Genomic DNA, 16,718 nt, shown 5'->3' on the forward strand with positions numbered 1-16,718 from the left:
AAATGCCTGCCGGGTTGCTGGTCGACTTGCTGATGTTGAGCAAGTGAAACCACGAACTGTTACCCGGGCCGGGGCCGCCCCCCCCCCCTGCGACCATCCGGATGGCGCGCGCAAGTCTTACGCTTCGCCGATGGGGCCCCACGCGGCGATCTGCGGCGAATACCCGGCCGACTTGATCGAGTCGGGTACGCCCATTGAGTCACGGCAATTTCCGACTCGCGGTCGGCCGTAACTCACGCTTGATTGTCATACCGTTGGTTCAAGCGATTCATTTTGCAATAAGCTTTGTCCACTTGCGGTTCGAGCCGCATCACACCACCAAGGCAGAACACCTGATTGAACATCGATACCCGAATCAAATTCCGTCATCTGGTGTGTTTTCTCGAAGTGGCGCGCCAGGGCAGCCTGGCACGTGCTGCCGACAAGCTGGCGATCAGTCAGCCGGCGCTTTCCAAAACCCTCAAGGAACTGGAAACCCTGCTGGAGGCCACCCTGTTTGAGCGGGGCAAAAAGGGCTCGACGCTGACCGAGGCCGGTGCGGCCTTTCTGCGCTACGCCGGGCCGAGCGTGCAATCGCTGCGCGAGGGGGTCAACAGTCTGCGTTCCGGTGTGCATGAACCGATTACCGTGCAGCTCGGCGTGCTGTCCACCGTTGAAAGCTTGCTGGTTCCTGAAGTGGTCTGCCGTCTGCATGACCGGCACCCTGCCTTGGTGGTCAGCGTCATGACCGGGCCTAGCGCCTATTTGCTCTCGCAATTGCGGGTCGGCGAACTCGATCTGGTGGTGGGTCGAATGACCGATAGCCCGTTGATTTCCGGACTGACGTTCGAGCATCTCTACAGCGAGTCAATGACCCTGGTGGTGCGGGCCGGTCACCCGGCGCTCACCGCTCCACAGGGGCATAAAAATCTCGAAGACTACCCGCTGGTCTTGCCCTCGGCGGGGACGACGATCCGCAAATTCGCCGACAGCCTGTTTGTGCAGCACGGGATAACGCCGTCGCGCCAGCGCCTGGAAACCCTGTCGGTCGCCCTGAGTCGGCGCTACGTGCAATGCAGTCAGGCGATCTGGGTGGCGCCCCATGACGCGGTCAGGCAGGACTTGAGGCAAGGTGAGTTGGTGGAGCTGGATCTGGGGATGCGCGAACCGGGCGGTTCGGTGGGGCTGTGCACCAATCCTGCGTTACCCGTGACGCCAGCGGCGCAGTGGTGCGTGGAAGCCCTGCGCGAGATCGGCCAGGAATATCGCGAAGGACAATATCCATAACCATTTGGATATGGATAGAGTCGTTTTTTTCAATTTTGCATCAGGTCGCGCAGGGGGAAACTGCGGTCACGAGTCACTGCCCACGCAGTGCCCGCCTCCGTCCAACCATAACAACAGGAAAAACGACATGTCTGATGCGCACGACAGCCGCTTCGTCATTCGTGACCGTAACTGGCATCCAAAAGCCCTGACCCCCGACTACAAGACGTCGATCCTGCGCTCCCCGCGCCAGGCGTTGGTGAGCATTCCCCAATCCCTGTCGGAAACCAGCGGCCCGGATTTTTCCCATTTGAAAATGGGACAGCACGATAACGATCTGCTGTTGAACTTCAATCACGGTGGCCTGCCCATTGGCGAACGCATCATCGTCGCCGGTCGCGTGTGTGATCAGCACGGCAAGCCGATTCCCCATACCCTGGTGGAAATGTGGCAAGCCAATGCCGGTGGCCGTTACCGGCACAAGAAGGACAGCTACCTGGCCCCGCTCGACCCGAATTTCGGCGGTGTCGGCCGTGCGCTGACCGACCGCGATGGCAACTACAGCTTCCGCACCGTCAAGCCTGGCCCCTACCCTTGGCGCAACGGCCCCAACGACTGGCGGCCAGCCCATATCCATGTCTCCATCAGCGGCCCGTCCATTGCGACGCGGTTGATTACCCAGCTGTATTTCGAAGGTGATCCGCTGATCCCCATGTGCCCGATCGTCAAATCGATCTCGAATCATGAAGCGGTGCAGAGCTTGATCGCCAGACTGGACATGAGCATGGCCAATCCGATGGATTGCCTGGCTTATCGTTTTGATATCGTCCTGCGCGGCCAGCGCAAGACCCACTTCGAAAACCGCTGAGGAGGCCTGCGTATGCCCGTTCAACTTCTGCCTGAAACCCCATCGCAAACAGCCGGCCCCTATGTGCACATCGGCCTGGCCCTGGAGGCTGCCGGCAATGCGCCGCGCGAACAGGAAATCTGGAACGACATGGCCAAGCCTGGCGCGCCAGGTGAGCACATTTTACTGCTGGGCCACGTTTATGACGGTAACGGCCACCTGATTCGTGACGCGTTCCTGGAGTTCTGGCAGGCCAATCACGATGGCGTCTATGACAGTGCTTACGACCTGGAAAAACCGTTCAACTGTTTTGGCCGTACCGCCACGACCGATGTCGGTGAATGGACGATCAACACCGTGAAACCCGGCGTGGTGAAAAACGCCGCGGGCGTTGCCATGGCCTCGCACATCAACGTGTCGCTGTTTGCCCGGGGTATCAACATCCACTTGCAGACCCGACTGTACTTCGACGACGAAGCCCAGGCGAATGCCGTGGACCCCGTACTGAATCTGATCGAACAACCCCAGCGGCGCGAATCTCTGATTGCCAGGCGCTGCACGGTTGACGGAAAGCTGGCCTACCGCTTCGACATTCACGTTCAAGGTGAAGCGGAAACCGTGTTCTTCGACTTCTGACGACGCAGGCACCGCGTAGAAACGGCCTCCCCTCTGCGGGAGGCTATCTGTGCCCGTCAAGACCCGCCCCCCGACGCAGGGTAAAGCGACCGGCCCATGGCGACTTCTCGAAGCCAGCGATGTGAGCCATTCATTTCAGTATCGCGCGAAACAAAGTACCTGTACTTTCAGGCCCGTTGGCAACCGTGGCGCACGATTGCCAACGCTGTCGGCATTGGGTGCCTGATGGGTCTTTACAGGCAACCTGACGGTTGATCGTTGAACGCGTGTCCGCATGACGTCGTGATTGGCTGGCAATACTGAACAGTGCATCCAGCCCGACCCTGCTTATCTTTGCCGATCGCCGCTCTAGACTGGGTCACACCTTTCTCAGCTCAAGGAGCGTTGCGATGCCGAATCATTCAATCAACGGCAAAGTCGTACTGATCGCCGGAGGCGCGAAGAACCTCGGAGGGTTGATCGCCCGCGACCTGGCCGGGCATGGCGCCAAGGCAGTGGTCGTGCATTACAACAGCCCTTCCAGTGAGGCCGATGCGCACGCCACCGTAGCCGCCATTGAAGCCCTTGGGGCCAAGGCCGTGGCGTTGCAGGCCGACCTGACCACCGCCGGCGCCGTGGAAAAGCTGTTCAACGATGCAGTGCTGGCAGTGGGACGACCGGATATTGCGATCAACACGGTCGGCAAGGTGTTGAAGAAGCCGATGGCCGAGATCACCGAGGCGGAGTACGACGAGATGATGGCGGTCAACGCCAAGACCGCTTTCTTTTTTATCAAGGAAGCCGGCAAGCATCTTAATGACAACGGCAAGATCTGCACGATCGTCACCTCATTGCTCGGGGCATTCACGCCGTTCTATGCAGCGTATGCCGGCAGCAAAGCGCCCGTGGAACAGTTCACTCGGGCGGCGGCAAAAGAGCTGGGACCTCGTGGCATTTCGGTGACTGCAGTGGGGCCAGGCCCAATGGACACGCCCTTTTTCTACCCCGCCGAGGGCGAGGATGCCGTCAACTATCACAAGAGCGCTGCGGCGCTGTCGCCGTTCTCGCGCACTGGCCTGACCGATATTGAAGATGTGGTTCCGTTCATTCGGAATCTGGTCGGTGAGGGCTGGTGGGTGACGGGCCAGACGATTCTGATCAATGGCGGCTATACCACCAAGTGACGTGCGATAAAGCGGTTGCACCCCGTGATAGCGCGCTGATAGTTTCCTGAACCACCCGGCCATGGGGTCATTATGAGTGCCAACTCGTCTGCGGGTCACCCGCTGCTTCGCCATCGTGACGGTCACCACGCACGGGTGACGTTCGAGGAGCTGTTGTTCGATCTGGTGTATGTATTCGCCGTGACCCAACTCAGCCATGGCCTGCTCCACCACCTGACGCTGCTTGGGGTGGTGGAGACGCTGATCATGTGGTTTGCCGTATGGCTCGGCTGGCAGTACACCTGTTGGGTCACCAACTGGTTCAATCCGGAAATGCCCAGGGTGCGCGGGCTGATCTTCGCCATCATGTTTCCTGCGTTGCTGATGTCGGCCAGCATTCCCGAAGCGTTTGGCGATCGAGGGCTGGTGTTTGCGCTGGCCTATGTACTGATCCAGGTGGGGCGTACGGCCTATATCGTTCTGCATTTGCCCAGTGAACACCCGCTGGCACCGAACTTCCGGCGCATGCTCGGCTGGATGGTGATAGCGGCTGCGTTCTGGCTGACCGGCGCGTTTTTGGAGGGGCCATGGCGTATTGGCCTGTGGTTGGTCGCGGTGCTATGTGAGTACGTGTCGCCCATGTTCGGCTTTGCCCTGCCGGGACTGGGGCGCTCGCGCACCAGTGACTGGACCATCGAAGGTGCACACCTGGCCGAGCGTTGCCAGTTGTTTGTGATCGTCGCCCTGGGTGAAACGCTGCTGGCCAGCGGCGCCGTTCTCGCGGAGACCGCTCATTGGGGGATTCCCGTGCTGCTCGGTTTGCTGACCACTCTGCTGGGCACTCTGGCAATGTGGTGGCTGTACTTCGGCACTGCCAGCAAAGACGCTATCCACCGTGTCACCGTCTCCGGCGATCCTGGGCGCACCGGTGCCAACTTCCACTACATCCACGCGATTCTGGTGGCTGGCATCATTGCTACGGCAGTCGGCAATGATTTGGTGATGGCCCACCCCGACCAGCACTTGACCACGGCCTACGTGGTGACCCTGGTCCTGGGGCCGATGATCTTTCTGTTCGCCAGCCTGCTCTACAAACGCGAGGTGTATCAGGTGATCGCCAAGTCCCACCTCGCCGGCATGGTCCTGTTACTGGCCCTCGTGCCGTTGGCCTACGCCACGGATCTGCTGATGGTCGGCACGCTGACCACGCTGGTGTTATTGATCGTATGTTTTGTCGAATGGCGAGTGGTCCGCCGGTTTCGTGCGAAACAGGCAGGCGCTGTCATCGAGCATTGAAGACCTATGGATAGAATCGAGCAATACCGCATCTTTGTTCAGGTGGCAGAGCTGGGCAGTTTCATTCAGGCCGCGCGGTTGCTGAAGCTGCCGCGCGCGACCGTGTCATCGGCCATTCAACAACTGGAGGCCAGCACTGGCACCCGTCTGCTGCACCGTACGACGCGCAAGGTGTCGCTGACCACCGATGGCACCCAGTTGTTGCTGCGTGCGCGTCAGGTATTGCTGGATATCGATGACATCGACCAGTTGTTCCAGAGCCATCAAGAACAGGTCATGGGCCGTCTCGAGGTTGATGTCCCGAACCGCATTGCCAGACGCTTGCTCATTCCGGCGCTACCCGAATTTCTCAAGCACTATCCGCGACTGCAACTGGGTCTGGGCTCCACTGATCGCGCAATAGACCTGGTGCTGGAGGGGGTCGATTGCGTGATTCGGTTTGGGACACCACAGAACAGCAGCCTGGTGGTGAGGCCTTTGGGTCAGGTGTTGCTGATCAACTGCGCGAGCCCCGACTACCTGGCCGAATTTGGTGTCCCCGCACAGCCCGCCGACCTGCAAGACAAGCACCTCTGTATCGGCTATATGGCCGGTGGGACCACACAGCAAGCACCGTGGGAGTATTGCATCGACGGTGTCGAACACTCGCTGGATCTGCCCGGGCGCCTGGTGGTCAACAACGCAGAAAGCTACATCGCTGCGTGCTGCGCAGGGCTTGGCCTGATTCAGGTGCCGCTGTTCGATGTTCAGCACTTGCTGGAACGCGGCGACCTGGTGGAAGTCATGGCCGCCTACCGTCCCGCGCCCATGACCGTCTCGGTGCTTTACCCGAACCGGCGTCAGCGCTCTCGTCGGCTCGGCGCTTTCATCGATTGGTTTACCACGTTGATGGCGCCATACCTGAAGGCTTGAGCCACCCGGTTCCGTGGGGGTAGCGCTTGGCCTTCAAGGTCAAAAGGGGCGAGGCCGTGGCTATTTCAGCAACGGTTCCCTCGAACTTTTCCCTGTTTATCGGTCTATGTGGATAGGCACATCCACTCGGTAAGCACGCCCCCCCCCCTGCTGGCTTACCGCAGCCGGATGGCCACACGTCCAATGGCCAATCAGAGGTTGTCTTCGTTCATGAAATTCCTTGTCCCACGGAAGGTGCTCTTCGGTCTGTTCGCGTTCGCGGCAATGGGCTCGGCATCCGCCACACCGATGAAGACCTCAACCCCTGTTTTCGCCCCTGAAGCCACAGCCGTTAAACCACCTGTCCACGCCGCCGACAACCCTTGGCCGACCTTGGCCGGTATGGCCGGCAAGCAGTCAGGGCCGTTGCTTGCCCATGACGACCGAGACTGGCATGACGACCGCTGGCACGATCGTAGAGACGATTGGCGCCGAGACGAGTGGCGCAGAGAAAATTGGCGCAGAGAGCAAGCCCGCCGGGAAGCTGAGCGCCGTCGTGATTGGGAGCGTAACGAGGATCGGGCCATGCGGCACCGTTACGAGGCCGATCACCGTTACTATCGGCGCTAGTGCGAAGGCACCCTGACCGTCCGCAAGGGCTCAAGACTGGCCGATGGTCGTCGCATTTCGCTCGTCGCCGGCGTTTGGCTAAGCTGAATACATCAGGACGAACTCAATCTTGAGTGATAGCGGCTACGAGCGGATCTGGATTGGCGTCAAGGCAGTAGCCCCGGGAGACCACTATGTACGCGGTGATAAGAACCTACTTGGGGACTGGAGCAAAGCAGCTTTTCGAGCTTTTGGAAGAGCGTAGCGCCGACGTCGAAGCGACCCTTCGGACAGTGCCTGGCCTCGTCAGCTACACCCTGCTCAATACCGGCGATGGCGGTACTGCGGTGACCGTCTGCACGGACAAGGCCAGCACCGATGCAAGCTTGAAAGTCGCGCGTGACTGGATTCAGAAAAACGCCTCGAATATCCGCGCGAACCCGCCGATCGTGACGGAAGGGCCGGTCATTGTGCAGATCAAATAACGCGCCCTTCCAGTAGGTCTCAACCCACCGACATCTTCGCGGTCAAGTTCTGTTGCAGGTACGCCAGGAAGCGTCGCTGGAACAGCATCGTATGCTCGTGCGCGGCCTTTTCTGCTTCGTCAGCATTACGCGCCTGTATGGCATCGACGATTTCATCATGGTCGCGGCCGATGGGGGCGCTGGCCGTACTGACGATGTAGTCGAAGTGCAGGTGCAGCAGGCGCTGACCTTCGCCCAACAGCTTCTCGTAGTAACTGATGAAATACGGGTTCTTCCCGGCCTCGGCAATCGCCATGTGCAATGCCTTGTTGGTTTCGGACATCGCCTGAAAGTCCCCGGCACTGACGGCATCCAGATAGGCCGCGTCGGCGGCGCGGATACGCACCAGGTCTTCATCGGTACGGTGCAGGGCCGCCAGGCGGGTCACCGCGCGCTGGATCAGGTCCAGGGCAGAAATGTAGTTGGGGAATTCTTCGATTTCGAAGGGGGTCACCAACAGCGTGCGGTTCGGCAGGATGGTGACCAGGCCTTCGCTGATCAGACGGGCAAGCGCATCACGCACCGGCGAGCGGGAAAGGCCGAACTGGGCGGCCAGGGACACCTCGTCCAGCGGCACGCCCGGCTTGAGCTTCAGCGTCAGGATCTGCTTGCGCAATTCTTCGTAAATGTAGCGACCGCCATGGCGTTTGGCACCACTGGTCGCTTCAGTCGTTTCTTTGCTCATAGGGTCATGCTCTCGACAATGCAGGCCAGTCATCCGGCCAGCCCGCAACTTTAACATTCGCCCGGGGATAGTTAGAAACCCTCACCCCAGGTATCACTCAGCATAAAACCGGCCGCCAACGGGTCGTCGGGATCGAGGCCGATCTGGTGCAGCCCATAGATCCAGGCCCGCCCGGTGACCCTGGGCAACACCGCCGGTTTACCGCCCACAGTCGTCAGCCCCAGCAGCTCGACCTGAAACTCACCACCAATGGTCGAGCGCGAGGTGAGTGCATCCCCCACTTCGACCAGATGGCGTGCGCTCAAGGTCGCCAGGTTCGCCGAACTGCCCGTGCCACAGGGCGAGCGGTCGACCCGCCCCGGAGGCAGCGTGGTACAGGTCTGGTAGGTGAGTCGGTCCACGCGGTGGCGGAACATCACATACGCCACCTCGTCGAGCGCCTTGAACAACGGGTGGCTCACCTTCACCTGCTGATTGATCAGGCCTTTGAGGCGCACGCCTTGAGTGGCCAGTTCACGGGCATTCTCGGGGGTAATGCTGAGGCCGATCTGGTCAACGTCCACCAGCGCGTAGTAGACACCACCGAAGGCAATGTCGGCCTTGATCACACCAAAGTCCGCGGTCTCGATCGGCACATCCAGTTGCTCGACAAAGGACGGCACCATATCCAGCGAAACGCTCTGACAGCGCCCGTCCGTGCACCGGGCACGGGCGGTCACCAGGCCCGCCGGAGTGTCGAGCACCACCGTGGTCACGGGCTCGACCATCTCCAGCATCCCCAGCTCCAGCAGGGCGGTGACCACGCAGATACAGTTGCTGCCAGACATCGGGTGCGCCTTGTCCGCCTGTAGCACGATAAAACCGGCCTGGGCTTCGGGCCGGGTCGGCGGCAACAGCAGGTTCACCGACATCTGCAGGCAACCGCGCGGCTCCAGGATCACCAGGCGCCGCAAGCTGTCGTCGACTTCGTTGATGTAGTTCATCTTGTCGAGCATGGTCTTGCCGGGGATATCGATGACTCCGCCGGTGATGACCTTGCCGATCTCGCCTTCACAATGCACATCAGCCAATTGCAGCGTCTTTTTCCAGCGCATGTCCGGATCCTTTACTTGATGTACCAGCCCCAGGGCTGCTCGCTGTCGTAGCGGGTGATCTGCTTGGTCTCCAGGTAATTGTTCAAGCCCCACTCACCCAGTTCACGCCCGATACCGCTTTGCTTGTAGCCACCCCAAGGGGCTTCGGTGAAGGTCGGTTGGGAGCAATTGACCCAGACGATGCCCGCTCGCAGTCGGCGGGCGACCCGTTCGGCACGGGCACTGTCCCGGGACATCACGGCGGCGGCAAGGCCGAAGCGGGAGTCGTTGGCGCTGCGCACCGCATCGGCTTCGTCATCGAAAGGACGCACACACACCACCGGGCCGAAGATTTCTTCTTTCCAGATCCAGCTGTCCTGCGGCACGTCGGCAAAAATCGCCGGGGTCAGGAAGTAGCCTTTCTCGCAATGGGCCGGACGCGTACCGCCGGTGAGCAGTGTCGCGCCCTCCTCCCGGCCACGGGCGATGGCCGCCAGTACCTTGTCGTACTGACCACGATTGACCAACGGGCCGAGCAGCACGCCTTCATCCATGCCGTGGCCGATACTGACGCGCTCGGTCTGCTCCACCAGCCGCTTGAGCAGCGGCTCATACAGATCGCGCTGGACCAGCACCCTTGAAGTCGCCGAACACACCTGGCCCTGGTTCCAGAAAATGCCGAACATGATCCATTCGACCGCGGCTTCGATATCGCTGTCGTCGAAGATGATGAAGGGCGACTTGCCCCCCAGTTCCAGGCTGATGTTTTTGATGTCGCGGGCGGCGGCCTGCATGATCCGCGTCCCGGTTGGCACGCTGCCGGTAAAGGCCAGTTTGTCGATACCGGGGTGCTCGCTCAGGGGCGCGCCGGCCTCCGGGCCGAGGCCGGTGACCACGTTGAGTACGCCGGCAGGCAGACCGGCCTGATGGGCGATGTCCGCCAGTTCCAGGGCAGTCAACGGTGTCAGTTCCGACGGCTTGAGCACCATGCAGCAGCCGGCGGCCAGTGCCGGTGCGACTTTCCAGGCAGCCATCAGCATCGGGAAGTTCCAGGGAATGATCGCCCCGGCAACGCCCACCGGCTCCTTGCGCGCAATGGAGGTGAAGCGCTCATCGGCCCAGGGCCACGCTGGCATCAAGGTGTTCATGGGGCACCGCCTGCACACCGGCCCGATAGGCTTCGGCATTGAATGCGGTGAGGTTCAGCCCCAGGGCGAGCACGCCCATGGTGATGGGGTCGATGAACACGTTGAACAGCATCGGCACGCAGTAGAAAAACCAGACGATCTGCAACAACACTGGTGTGCAACGGAAGAACTCGATGAACATCTGCGCCGGCCAGCGCAGGAAAAACCAGCGACTCAAGGTCAGCAGGCACAGACCGAACCCAAGCACCAGGCCGACGATGTTCGACACTAGCGCCAGTTGCAGGGTGACTTTCAGTCCGTCCCACAGCAGGCCGAAATTGCCCTGCAGAAAGTTGAAATCGAATTGGTAGTTCATGATCAGGCTCCTCAGTCCAGGTGCAGCACTTTTTCCAGGAACTCGCGGGTGCGCGGTTCCCTGGGCTGAGTGAACAACTGGTCGGGATGGCCTTGCTCGACCACTTTGCCGTTGGCGCAAAACACCACGCGGGTGGCGATATGGCGGGCGAAGTGCATGTCGTGGGTGACGATGATCATCGCCATCTTCTGTTCGGCCAATTGCAGCATGACGTTCTGCACCTCGATGACCATTTCAGGGTCGAGCGCCGAGGTGACTTCATCGAACAGCATCAGTTTGGGTTCCAGCATCAGCGCCCGGGCGATCGCCACGCGCTGCTTCTGGCCGCCGGACAATTGGCTGGGGTAGACGTTGAGCTTGCTTTCCAGGCCGAGCCGCGCCAGCAACGCCCGGGCCTTTTCGGTGGCCTGCGTCCGGGACAGGCCGTGCACCTTCATCGGTGCCAGAATCAGATTGCCCAGCACCGACAGGTGCGGAAACAAGGTGTAGTGCTGGAACACCATGCCCACCTGGGTTTGCAGCGAGCAGTCCATCGGCTTGCCTTTGCCCCGGGCATTGCCGTCGATGTAAGGCTTGCCCTGAAAGCGGATGGTCCCGCCTTGAATACTCTCAAGCCCCATCATCACTCGCAGCAAAGAGCTTTTGCCGCTGCCGCTTGGGCCAATGATCACCAGGCGATCGTCGGCCCGCATATCCAGGTCCAGGTGATCCATGACCACCAGGTTTTCGCCGTAGGACTTGTAGACATCGCGCAGCTGGATGAACTCGCTGTTCTTCGTTTCGCAGGCGTGCAGAGGCCGTGACGGCACCGCCGCCAGATTGGAAGCTTTCATCGGACGTTCTCCGGGAGCGCGCAGCCCGCTGCGCGCTCGCCATCGGCGGGATTTACTGAGGGGTTTTGTCGGCGTTGGCCAGTTGCGAGGCTTTGTCGACCAAGGCGTCGATTTCACCGGTTTCGCGGCGCTGGGCGAGGTAGATATTCAGCGTCTGCAAATCGGCGGCGCTCACGTCCCGGCGCACCCCAAACGCCACACCCTGTTTAGCCAGCGCGGGTTTTGGCAGCACCTCCTTGGTCCAGCCAGGATTGGCCACGGCGAACAGATGATTGGTGTCGCTGGCATCGACCAGCACGTCGGCGCGCTTGGACATCACCGCCATGCGCACCTCATCCATACCCGGCAGGCGCATGATCTTGCCCTGCTTGATCACGCCCGAAATGGCCTTGTCCTGAGCAGTGCCGGACATCACGGCGAAGGTCACATCAGGCTTATCGAAGTCGCCGATGGTGTTGCCGGCACTGGCCAGTTTCGGGTTGTCCTTGTTGATCAGCAGCGAGACCTGATAGTCCGTGGCCGGCACTGAAAAACTCACCGCCAATGCACGCTCAGGCGTCTGGTTGAGCGCCATGGCCATGTCCCATTTGCCCCCTTGCAACCCCGCCACAAGGTTGTCCCAGTTGGTGTCGACGAACTCGACTTTGACCTTCAGCACCCGCTCGCCAAAGTCACGGCACAGGTCCACGAAATAGCCGCTGTATTCGCCGGAACGCGCATCGCGCATGACGTAGGGCGCGGCAACCGCGGCCCCGCAGCGCAAAACACCGGCCTTCTGTATGTCTTTCCACAGTGAAACGTCAGCCGCCTGGGCCGGGACCTGGGTGAGCAGCGCGCCGATAGCGGATGCACAAACGAGCATGTTGCGGATGGTGCGAGGAAGGAACCGAGCCATTTTGACCTCTCCGATATTTCGTTCTTGTAGGCAGGAAGGTACAAATCTACATCGCTGTGCGCCGTCATGTGTGCAGCGCTGTATGCAGATTAGAAGCGAACGAATCGGGCTGTCAACACGAGACGGTAAAATTTATCGGCAAGGTGCCAATGCAGCCGGTGATGGGTGGCGCAAAGCGTGGAGAAAGTGATCGGAAACGGGCTAAGCGAGGGCGGCTGGAAGAGCGGGTCGAAGACCTGCAAGGCGCAATCAGTGGAATGGCCGATCGGCAGGCGCCGTTGCGGCTAATGCCTGCTCAGATGCAGAAACGCGAGTCGGAACCGCAAAGCGTTTTCGGCGTGAATGAATGGTCAGGCCGCGTCCTGGCGGCACTTTCCAGTGGGATGCATGGCCCGATCAAACCCGGAATTTTCCAGTGGGCCAAGCTATCGGGATCAGCTCTCAGAGGGCGTGCTTGAGTCGACACTGGCTTCGGCAGCCAGCTTCAAGCGGTCGGCTTTACTGATGTATTTGTTCTTTTTTACCGGTGCCAGTTTGGCGCTCGCCTTTTTGGCCTTGGCCTTGAATAACTGCTTCAGTTTCTTTTGACGATTCATGTTTTCTACTCGGTTTACAGTTGCCGGATGATATCAGCTAAAGATACTCAGCCAGGACACTGTGGAGCGCATCGAGTGCATAACGTCGGAAACAGTTGGTGTGCAACTGGCCTTCGGTAACCACGATTCGTAGACCCTCGGCCTGTCTCAGGCGCCCCGGGGCGCCTTGGAACCCGATGTCAAATAAGTCAGAAGTGCCGCCAGCAACAGCACCGCTGCGCTCGCCACGAAAGTGCTCTGATAGCCATGGCGGTCGAACAGCAAGCCGCCAACGGTCGAGCCCAAAGCGATGGCCAACTGAATCACGGCCACCATCAGGCCGCCTCCGGCCTCGGCATTGCTGGGCAGGACTTGCGCTATCCAACTCCACCAGCCGACAGGCGCCGCGGTAGCCACGAGCCCCCAGAATCCGAGCAGCATGACAATGGCAACGACCGAGGCTCCAAAGGGGATCAGCGCCAAGGCGATCACAGCCATCAGCAAGGGAATGGTCGCGAGTGTCCGGAACAGGCCGCGCCTCAGGAACGAACCGACCATCAGGGTGCCGATAAAGCCCGCTGCGCCCATCACGAACAAGATCAACGACAGCGTAGAGACATCAACCATCGTCACTGTTTCGAGGAACGGCCGCAGATAGGTAAACAACACGAACTGCCCCATGAAAAAAGCAGCACAGGCGGCCATGCCCAATGCCACGGCACGGTGCCTTAACAGTCTGAAGACATTGGCGGAGCCCGACGTGCGCTCACCCGCCTCCATGACCGGCAGACTGGCCCACAGCCAAACCAGGGCGATCGCCGCTACAGGTACCAGAGAGAAGAAAGCACCGCGCCAGCCAATGACCGCCCCCAGGTAGCTGCCCAGCGGTGCGGCGATCACAGTCGCCAACGCGTTACCACCGTTGAAGATGGCCAAGGCCTTGGGCACCTGGCTGGCAGGCACCAGGCGCATGGCCGTTGCAGCGGACAGGGACCAAAAACCACCGATGACCACACCGATGAGCGCACGGCCAACCATGTATGTCTGATAGTCAGGCGCCATTGCGACCACGACACCGGATACAGCCATCATCCCGGTCAGGGCCAACAACAGCGTCTTGCGGTTGACGGCTCCAGCCAACCAGGGGATCGACAGGCTGGTCAGTACCGCGAACGCGCCGGAGATCGTGATGCCCTGCCCGGCCAGCCCTTCGGTGACATGCAGATCATCGGCCATTGGCGTCAGCAGGCTGACAGGCATGAATTCCGAAGCGATCAGCGCGAAAACGCACAGTGTCATCGCAAACACCCCGCTCCAGCACGCGGGTTGTTCATTGGCCTCAGGTATTGGGACAACAGTGGCCATCGAGGCCTCACTTTCATTCATATTCATGACTGGCATGGTGAGGCAAGGACTTTCCAGCGACTAGCTAATGAATACTTAATAAGGCTATAAGTAAAACTAATCAATGGAATCAAGGGCAGTGGCGATATGGTCAGAAGGAACCTCAACGATTTACTGTCCTTTGTCACCGTGGCGCGAGAAGGGAGTTTCACCCGCGCCGCCTCGTTGCTGGGTGTGACCCAATCGGCGCTGAGTCAGGCGATCAGCGGCCTTGAAGCGCGCCTTCAGATCAGGTTACTGACACGTACCACGCGCAGCGTCTCGCCGACGGTCGCTGGCGAGCGGTTGTTGCAGGCCATCGGCCACCGCTTCGATGAAATCGAAGCGGAACTGGATGTACTGACAGAACTGCGCGACAAGCCGGCCGGCCTGGTACGCATCACCTGCGGCGATCACGTCCTGCGTAAAACCCTGCTGCCCAAGCTCACCCCATTGCTGCACCAATACCCGGATATCAAGGTCGAGTTCGACGTCGATTACGGATTCAGAGACATCGTGGCGGATCGCTTTGATGCCGGGGTTCGGTTGGGCGACACCATCGATAAGGACATGATTGCCGTGCCCATAGGGCCACCGTTACGAATGGCTGTGGTTGCCACACCCGCCTACTTTGCCACCCGTGCCATTCCGAAAAACCCACGGGACTTGATGGACCATAACTGCATCAACCAGCGCATGCAGACATCCGGCGGGCTTTACGTATGGGACTTTGAGCGGCGCAACAAGCAATTGAACGTGCGCGTCAACGGACAACTGACGTTCAACACCTCTGTCCACATCGTGGAGGCGGCGCTGGCGGGACTGGGCATTGCCTACCTGCCCGAAGAGGAATTTTCACCCCATCTTCAGGAAGGCAGGCTGATGCGGGTACTGGAAGACTGGTGCCCCCCGTTCGCTGGATACTATTTGTACTACCCCAGCCGACGGCAACCCTCTCCGGCGTTTTCGCTTGTTTCCAATGCGCTGCGCGAGGGCGTCTAAAGGCGCAAAAGCCCCGGTTCAGTACATGGATAGAGCAGAGGCCTGCCGCCCGACTGTCGAGCCTTTAGCAGCGGGCGGATCGGCTCACTTTTTGATGGGGGTGACGAGCGTTTTTTCGTCAGTGTCGAGGACGAACACGGCCAACAGGCGTGCCGGTTCGGTGTCGCTGGCGTTGGCGCTGACTTCGTGTACAGAACCCGGCTCTTCTACGAAGTTTTCGCCGACGTGGTAGATCTTTTCCGGCTGGCCTTTGACTTTGATGCGAAACGCACCCTCCAGCACCGTTGCATAGATGAAGGCCGTTTTCGGATGGGTGTGGGATGGCGACGCGGCGCCCGGCCCATACTCGACGACCACACCCTTCATGCTCTTGCCGGGGATGTTGGGAATGGGACGGTCAAACACGACGGTCACCTTGCCGGGGGGCGGCTCGGCGGCCGACGCTGTGCCGATTGAAAGTGCTGCGAAAGCCGCAGCCAATAGATATCGGGTAACCATGGCAATACTCCTTCGAGGGTAAGTGTGATGACGGCGCGCCCCATGACCGGGGCGACGCCTTCCTGAGGGGTCGCTGGTGGCTTCAGCGACCGGCTTCGGCCATTGACCGGGTGAGCCAGTCTTCAAAACGGATCGCGCCCAGGCGCGGATGCTGGCCGGGGGTCAGTGATTGATCGTCGAGCACGGCGCCGTAGTAGCGCGCGTGCACGTCCGGCACGACCCGGCGAGTATCCCGAGTGGCCCGCAGAAAGCGCCTGACCAGCTCGTCAATCGGCATGGCCTCGGGCCCCGCGACTTCGACCGTGCCATTGAGCGGCGCTGCCAGCACGACGTCGGTGAGTGCCGCCACCACGTCGTCGGACGCCAACGGCTGGATCAGCGCTGGCGACACATGAAGTTCCTCGCCGACGGCAAACGAATCGGCAATGGCGCCGACGAATTCGAAGAACTGCGTGGCACGCAAAATGGAGTAAGGAATGCCGGAAGCCTTGATAAGGCTTTCCTGCGCAACCTTGGCCCGGAAATAGCCGTTCTCGGGCAGCCGTTCGGTCCCGACAATCGACAGCGCAACGTGATGCCGAACACCGGCGGCCGCTTCAGCGGCCAGCAGGTTACGGCTGGACGTTTCGAAAAACTCGAGGACGGCCTGGTCCTCCCACGACGGCGCGTTCGCCACGTCGACAACGATGTCGGCACCATCCATCGCCTGGGCCAGGCCCTCGCGGGTGATACTGTTGACGCCCGTGCTGGGGCTGGCTGCGAGCACGTCATGGCCACGCTCGCGCAGGTTCTTCACAAGTTTTGATCCGATGAGGCCGGAGCCTCCGATGACGACGATGTTCATGGGCGTTCTCCACGTGTCGACTGCAACCATTGCGTCGGTGTGAAGGGAGATTGCCTGTGCGCATGAACGAAGTCCTTGTGCCTGCTGTGGTTTTCCCTCCACGCAGGCTTGGTTTTTCGTCCAAAGACGCCGAAGCCTTATGTTGCCTCGGCCGCAGACGATGCGGCGGGTTCAGCGCTGCCGTATCATTGATATTCAATACAAAACGTCAGCCGCCTGGGACACGGAGTTGAGGGC

General features: G+C 60.4%; 18 protein-coding genes and 2 pseudogenes. 9 read left to right on the plus strand and 11 right to left on the minus strand.

Going from position 1 to position 16,718, the window contains the following annotated elements:
• Window positions 1-83 precede the first annotated feature (83 nt).
• A pseudogene (locus AC1Q6D_RS04375) lies at window positions 84-215 on the minus strand (creatininase family protein); the annotation flags it as partial.
• Between the two features lie 121 nt (window positions 216-336).
• Between AC1Q6D_RS04375 and pcaQ the strand changes: the two are divergent.
• From pcaQ to AC1Q6D_RS04415, 8 genes are all read left to right on the plus strand, one after another.
• On the plus strand, window positions 337-1,266 hold the full coding sequence (gene pcaQ / locus AC1Q6D_RS04380) for a pca operon transcription factor PcaQ (protein ID WP_047530322.1): 930 nt from the start codon (window positions 337-339) through the stop codon (window positions 1,264-1,266).
• A gap of 127 nt (window positions 1,267-1,393) precedes the next feature.
• On the plus strand, window positions 1,394-2,113 hold the full coding sequence (gene pcaH / locus AC1Q6D_RS04385) for a protocatechuate 3,4-dioxygenase subunit beta (RefSeq protein WP_047530324.1): 720 nt from the start codon (window positions 1,394-1,396) through the stop codon (window positions 2,111-2,113).
• 12 nt (window positions 2,114-2,125) lie between these two features.
• Window positions 2,126-2,728, plus strand: coding sequence for a protocatechuate 3,4-dioxygenase subunit alpha (pcaG, locus tag AC1Q6D_RS04390; protein ID WP_103404972.1), 603 nt, complete (start codon window positions 2,126-2,128; stop codon window positions 2,726-2,728).
• Window positions 2,729-3,117: 389 nt separating this feature from the next.
• On the plus strand, window positions 3,118-3,891 hold the full coding sequence (locus tag AC1Q6D_RS04395; protein WP_103404973.1) for an SDR family oxidoreductase: 774 nt from the start codon (window positions 3,118-3,120) through the stop codon (window positions 3,889-3,891).
• 72 nt (window positions 3,892-3,963) lie between these two features.
• On the plus strand, window positions 3,964-5,166 hold the full coding sequence (locus AC1Q6D_RS04400) for a low temperature requirement protein A (protein WP_103404974.1): 1,203 nt from the start codon (window positions 3,964-3,966) through the stop codon (window positions 5,164-5,166).
• Window positions 5,167-5,172: 6 nt separating this feature from the next.
• Window positions 5,173-6,078 (plus strand): LysR family transcriptional regulator, encoded by a 906-nt coding sequence (locus AC1Q6D_RS04405; RefSeq protein ID WP_103404975.1) that lies wholly within the window; start codon window positions 5,173-5,175, stop codon window positions 6,076-6,078.
• Window positions 6,079-6,288: 210 nt separating this feature from the next.
• The gene (locus AC1Q6D_RS04410; RefSeq protein WP_103405032.1) at window positions 6,289-6,687 is read left to right on the plus strand and encodes a hypothetical protein; all 399 of its coding nucleotides are present in this window, start codon (window positions 6,289-6,291) and stop codon (window positions 6,685-6,687) included.
• A 173-nt stretch (window positions 6,688-6,860) separates the two neighbouring features.
• The gene (locus tag AC1Q6D_RS04415) at window positions 6,861-7,151 is read left to right on the plus strand and encodes a hypothetical protein (protein ID WP_047530334.1); all 291 of its coding nucleotides are present in this window, start codon (window positions 6,861-6,863) and stop codon (window positions 7,149-7,151) included.
• Window positions 7,152-7,170: 19 nt separating this feature from the next.
• On the opposite strand, the gene AC1Q6D_RS04420 is transcribed toward AC1Q6D_RS04415, so the two are convergent.
• From AC1Q6D_RS04420 to AC1Q6D_RS04455, 8 genes and pseudogenes are all read right to left on the minus strand, one after another.
• Window positions 7,171-7,875 carry a GntR family transcriptional regulator gene (locus tag AC1Q6D_RS04420; RefSeq protein WP_052193580.1) on the minus strand — a complete coding sequence of 235 codons (705 nt, stop codon included), beginning with the start codon at window positions 7,873-7,875 and terminating at the stop codon, window positions 7,171-7,173.
• Window positions 7,876-7,946: 71 nt separating this feature from the next.
• Complete coding sequence (locus tag AC1Q6D_RS04425) at window positions 7,947-8,969, minus strand: proline racemase family protein (RefSeq protein ID WP_103404976.1); 1,023 nt, start codon at window positions 8,967-8,969, stop codon at window positions 7,947-7,949.
• A gap of 11 nt (window positions 8,970-8,980) precedes the next feature.
• Window positions 8,981-10,066, minus strand: a pseudogene (locus tag AC1Q6D_RS04430) (aldehyde dehydrogenase family protein); the annotation flags it as partial.
• Window positions 10,059-10,451 (minus strand): ABC transporter permease subunit, encoded by a 393-nt coding sequence (locus AC1Q6D_RS04435; protein ID WP_256590293.1) that lies wholly within the window; start codon window positions 10,449-10,451, stop codon window positions 10,059-10,061. The pseudogene AC1Q6D_RS04430 and the gene AC1Q6D_RS04435, both read right to left, overlap by 8 nt.
• An 11-nt stretch (window positions 10,452-10,462) precedes the next feature.
• Window positions 10,463-11,284 (minus strand): amino acid ABC transporter ATP-binding protein, encoded by an 822-nt coding sequence (locus AC1Q6D_RS04440; protein ID WP_103404977.1) that lies wholly within the window; start codon window positions 11,282-11,284, stop codon window positions 10,463-10,465.
• 52 nt (window positions 11,285-11,336) lie between these two features.
• Window positions 11,337-12,179 carry a transporter substrate-binding domain-containing protein gene (locus AC1Q6D_RS04445; RefSeq protein ID WP_090462807.1) on the minus strand — a complete coding sequence of 281 codons (843 nt, stop codon included), beginning with the start codon at window positions 12,177-12,179 and terminating at the stop codon, window positions 11,337-11,339.
• A gap of 434 nt (window positions 12,180-12,613) precedes the next feature.
• Window positions 12,614-12,775 (minus strand): DUF2986 domain-containing protein, encoded by a 162-nt coding sequence (locus tag AC1Q6D_RS04450; protein WP_081997906.1) that lies wholly within the window; start codon window positions 12,773-12,775, stop codon window positions 12,614-12,616.
• Window positions 12,776-12,922: 147 nt separating this feature from the next.
• Window positions 12,923-14,146 carry an MFS transporter gene (locus AC1Q6D_RS04455; protein ID WP_371919923.1) on the minus strand — a complete coding sequence of 408 codons (1,224 nt, stop codon included), beginning with the start codon at window positions 14,144-14,146 and terminating at the stop codon, window positions 12,923-12,925.
• A gap of 99 nt (window positions 14,147-14,245) precedes the next feature.
• On the opposite strand from AC1Q6D_RS04455, the gene AC1Q6D_RS04460 reads away from it, so the two are divergent.
• Window positions 14,246-15,139 (plus strand): LysR family transcriptional regulator, encoded by an 894-nt coding sequence (locus AC1Q6D_RS04460; RefSeq protein ID WP_103404979.1) that lies wholly within the window; start codon window positions 14,246-14,248, stop codon window positions 15,137-15,139.
• 84 nt (window positions 15,140-15,223) lie between these two features.
• On the opposite strand, the gene AC1Q6D_RS04465 is transcribed toward AC1Q6D_RS04460, so the two are convergent.
• Together AC1Q6D_RS04465 and AC1Q6D_RS04470 are read right to left on the minus strand one after the other, a co-directional pair.
• Complete coding sequence (locus AC1Q6D_RS04465; RefSeq protein ID WP_047530358.1) at window positions 15,224-15,637, minus strand: cupin domain-containing protein; 414 nt, start codon at window positions 15,635-15,637, stop codon at window positions 15,224-15,226.
• 82 nt (window positions 15,638-15,719) lie between these two features.
• Complete coding sequence (locus AC1Q6D_RS04470; protein WP_103404980.1) at window positions 15,720-16,481, minus strand: SDR family oxidoreductase; 762 nt, start codon at window positions 16,479-16,481, stop codon at window positions 15,720-15,722.
• Window positions 16,482-16,718 lie beyond the last annotated feature (237 nt).

It is taken from the genome of Pseudomonas sp. MT92, from assembly GCF_058792515.1.

Excerpts from the sequence above, each read along its gene's own strand:
- AC1Q6D_RS04460 (WP_103404979.1), top strand. The coding sequence starts at position 14,246 with ATGGTCAGAAGGAACCTCAACGATTTACTGTCCTTTGTCACCGTGGCG.
- AC1Q6D_RS04455 (WP_371919923.1), bottom strand. The coding sequence starts at position 14,146 with ATGAATATGAATGAAAGTGAGGCCTCGATGGCCACTGTTGTCCCAATA.
- pcaG (WP_103404972.1), top strand. The coding sequence starts at position 2,126 with ATGCCCGTTCAACTTCTGCCTGAAACCCCATCGCAAACAGCCGGCCCC.
- AC1Q6D_RS04445 (WP_090462807.1), bottom strand. The coding sequence starts at position 12,179 with ATGGCTCGGTTCCTTCCTCGCACCATCCGCAACATGCTCGTTTGTGCA.
- AC1Q6D_RS04420 (WP_052193580.1), bottom strand. The coding sequence starts at position 7,875 with ATGAGCAAAGAAACGACTGAAGCGACCAGTGGTGCCAAACGCCATGGC.
- AC1Q6D_RS04435 (WP_256590293.1), bottom strand. The coding sequence starts at position 10,451 with ATGAACTACCAATTCGATTTCAACTTTCTGCAGGGCAATTTCGGCCTG.
- AC1Q6D_RS04440 (WP_103404977.1), bottom strand. The coding sequence starts at position 11,284 with ATGAAAGCTTCCAATCTGGCGGCGGTGCCGTCACGGCCTCTGCACGCC.
- AC1Q6D_RS04395 (WP_103404973.1), top strand. The coding sequence starts at position 3,118 with ATGCCGAATCATTCAATCAACGGCAAAGTCGTACTGATCGCCGGAGGC.
- AC1Q6D_RS04450 (WP_081997906.1), bottom strand. The coding sequence starts at position 12,775 with ATGAATCGTCAAAAGAAACTGAAGCAGTTATTCAAGGCCAAGGCCAAA.
- AC1Q6D_RS04405 (WP_103404975.1), top strand. The coding sequence starts at position 5,173 with ATGGATAGAATCGAGCAATACCGCATCTTTGTTCAGGTGGCAGAGCTG.
- AC1Q6D_RS04465 (WP_047530358.1), bottom strand. The coding sequence starts at position 15,637 with ATGGTTACCCGATATCTATTGGCTGCGGCTTTCGCAGCACTTTCAATC.
- AC1Q6D_RS04425 (WP_103404976.1), bottom strand. The coding sequence starts at position 8,969 with ATGCGCTGGAAAAAGACGCTGCAATTGGCTGATGTGCATTGTGAAGGC.
- AC1Q6D_RS04400 (WP_103404974.1), top strand. The coding sequence starts at position 3,964 with ATGAGTGCCAACTCGTCTGCGGGTCACCCGCTGCTTCGCCATCGTGAC.
- AC1Q6D_RS04415 (WP_047530334.1), top strand. The coding sequence starts at position 6,861 with ATGTACGCGGTGATAAGAACCTACTTGGGGACTGGAGCAAAGCAGCTT.
- AC1Q6D_RS04410 (WP_103405032.1), top strand. The coding sequence starts at position 6,289 with ATGAAATTCCTTGTCCCACGGAAGGTGCTCTTCGGTCTGTTCGCGTTC.
- AC1Q6D_RS04470 (WP_103404980.1), bottom strand. The coding sequence starts at position 16,481 with ATGAACATCGTCGTCATCGGAGGCTCCGGCCTCATCGGATCAAAACTT.
- pcaH (WP_047530324.1), top strand. The coding sequence starts at position 1,394 with ATGTCTGATGCGCACGACAGCCGCTTCGTCATTCGTGACCGTAACTGG.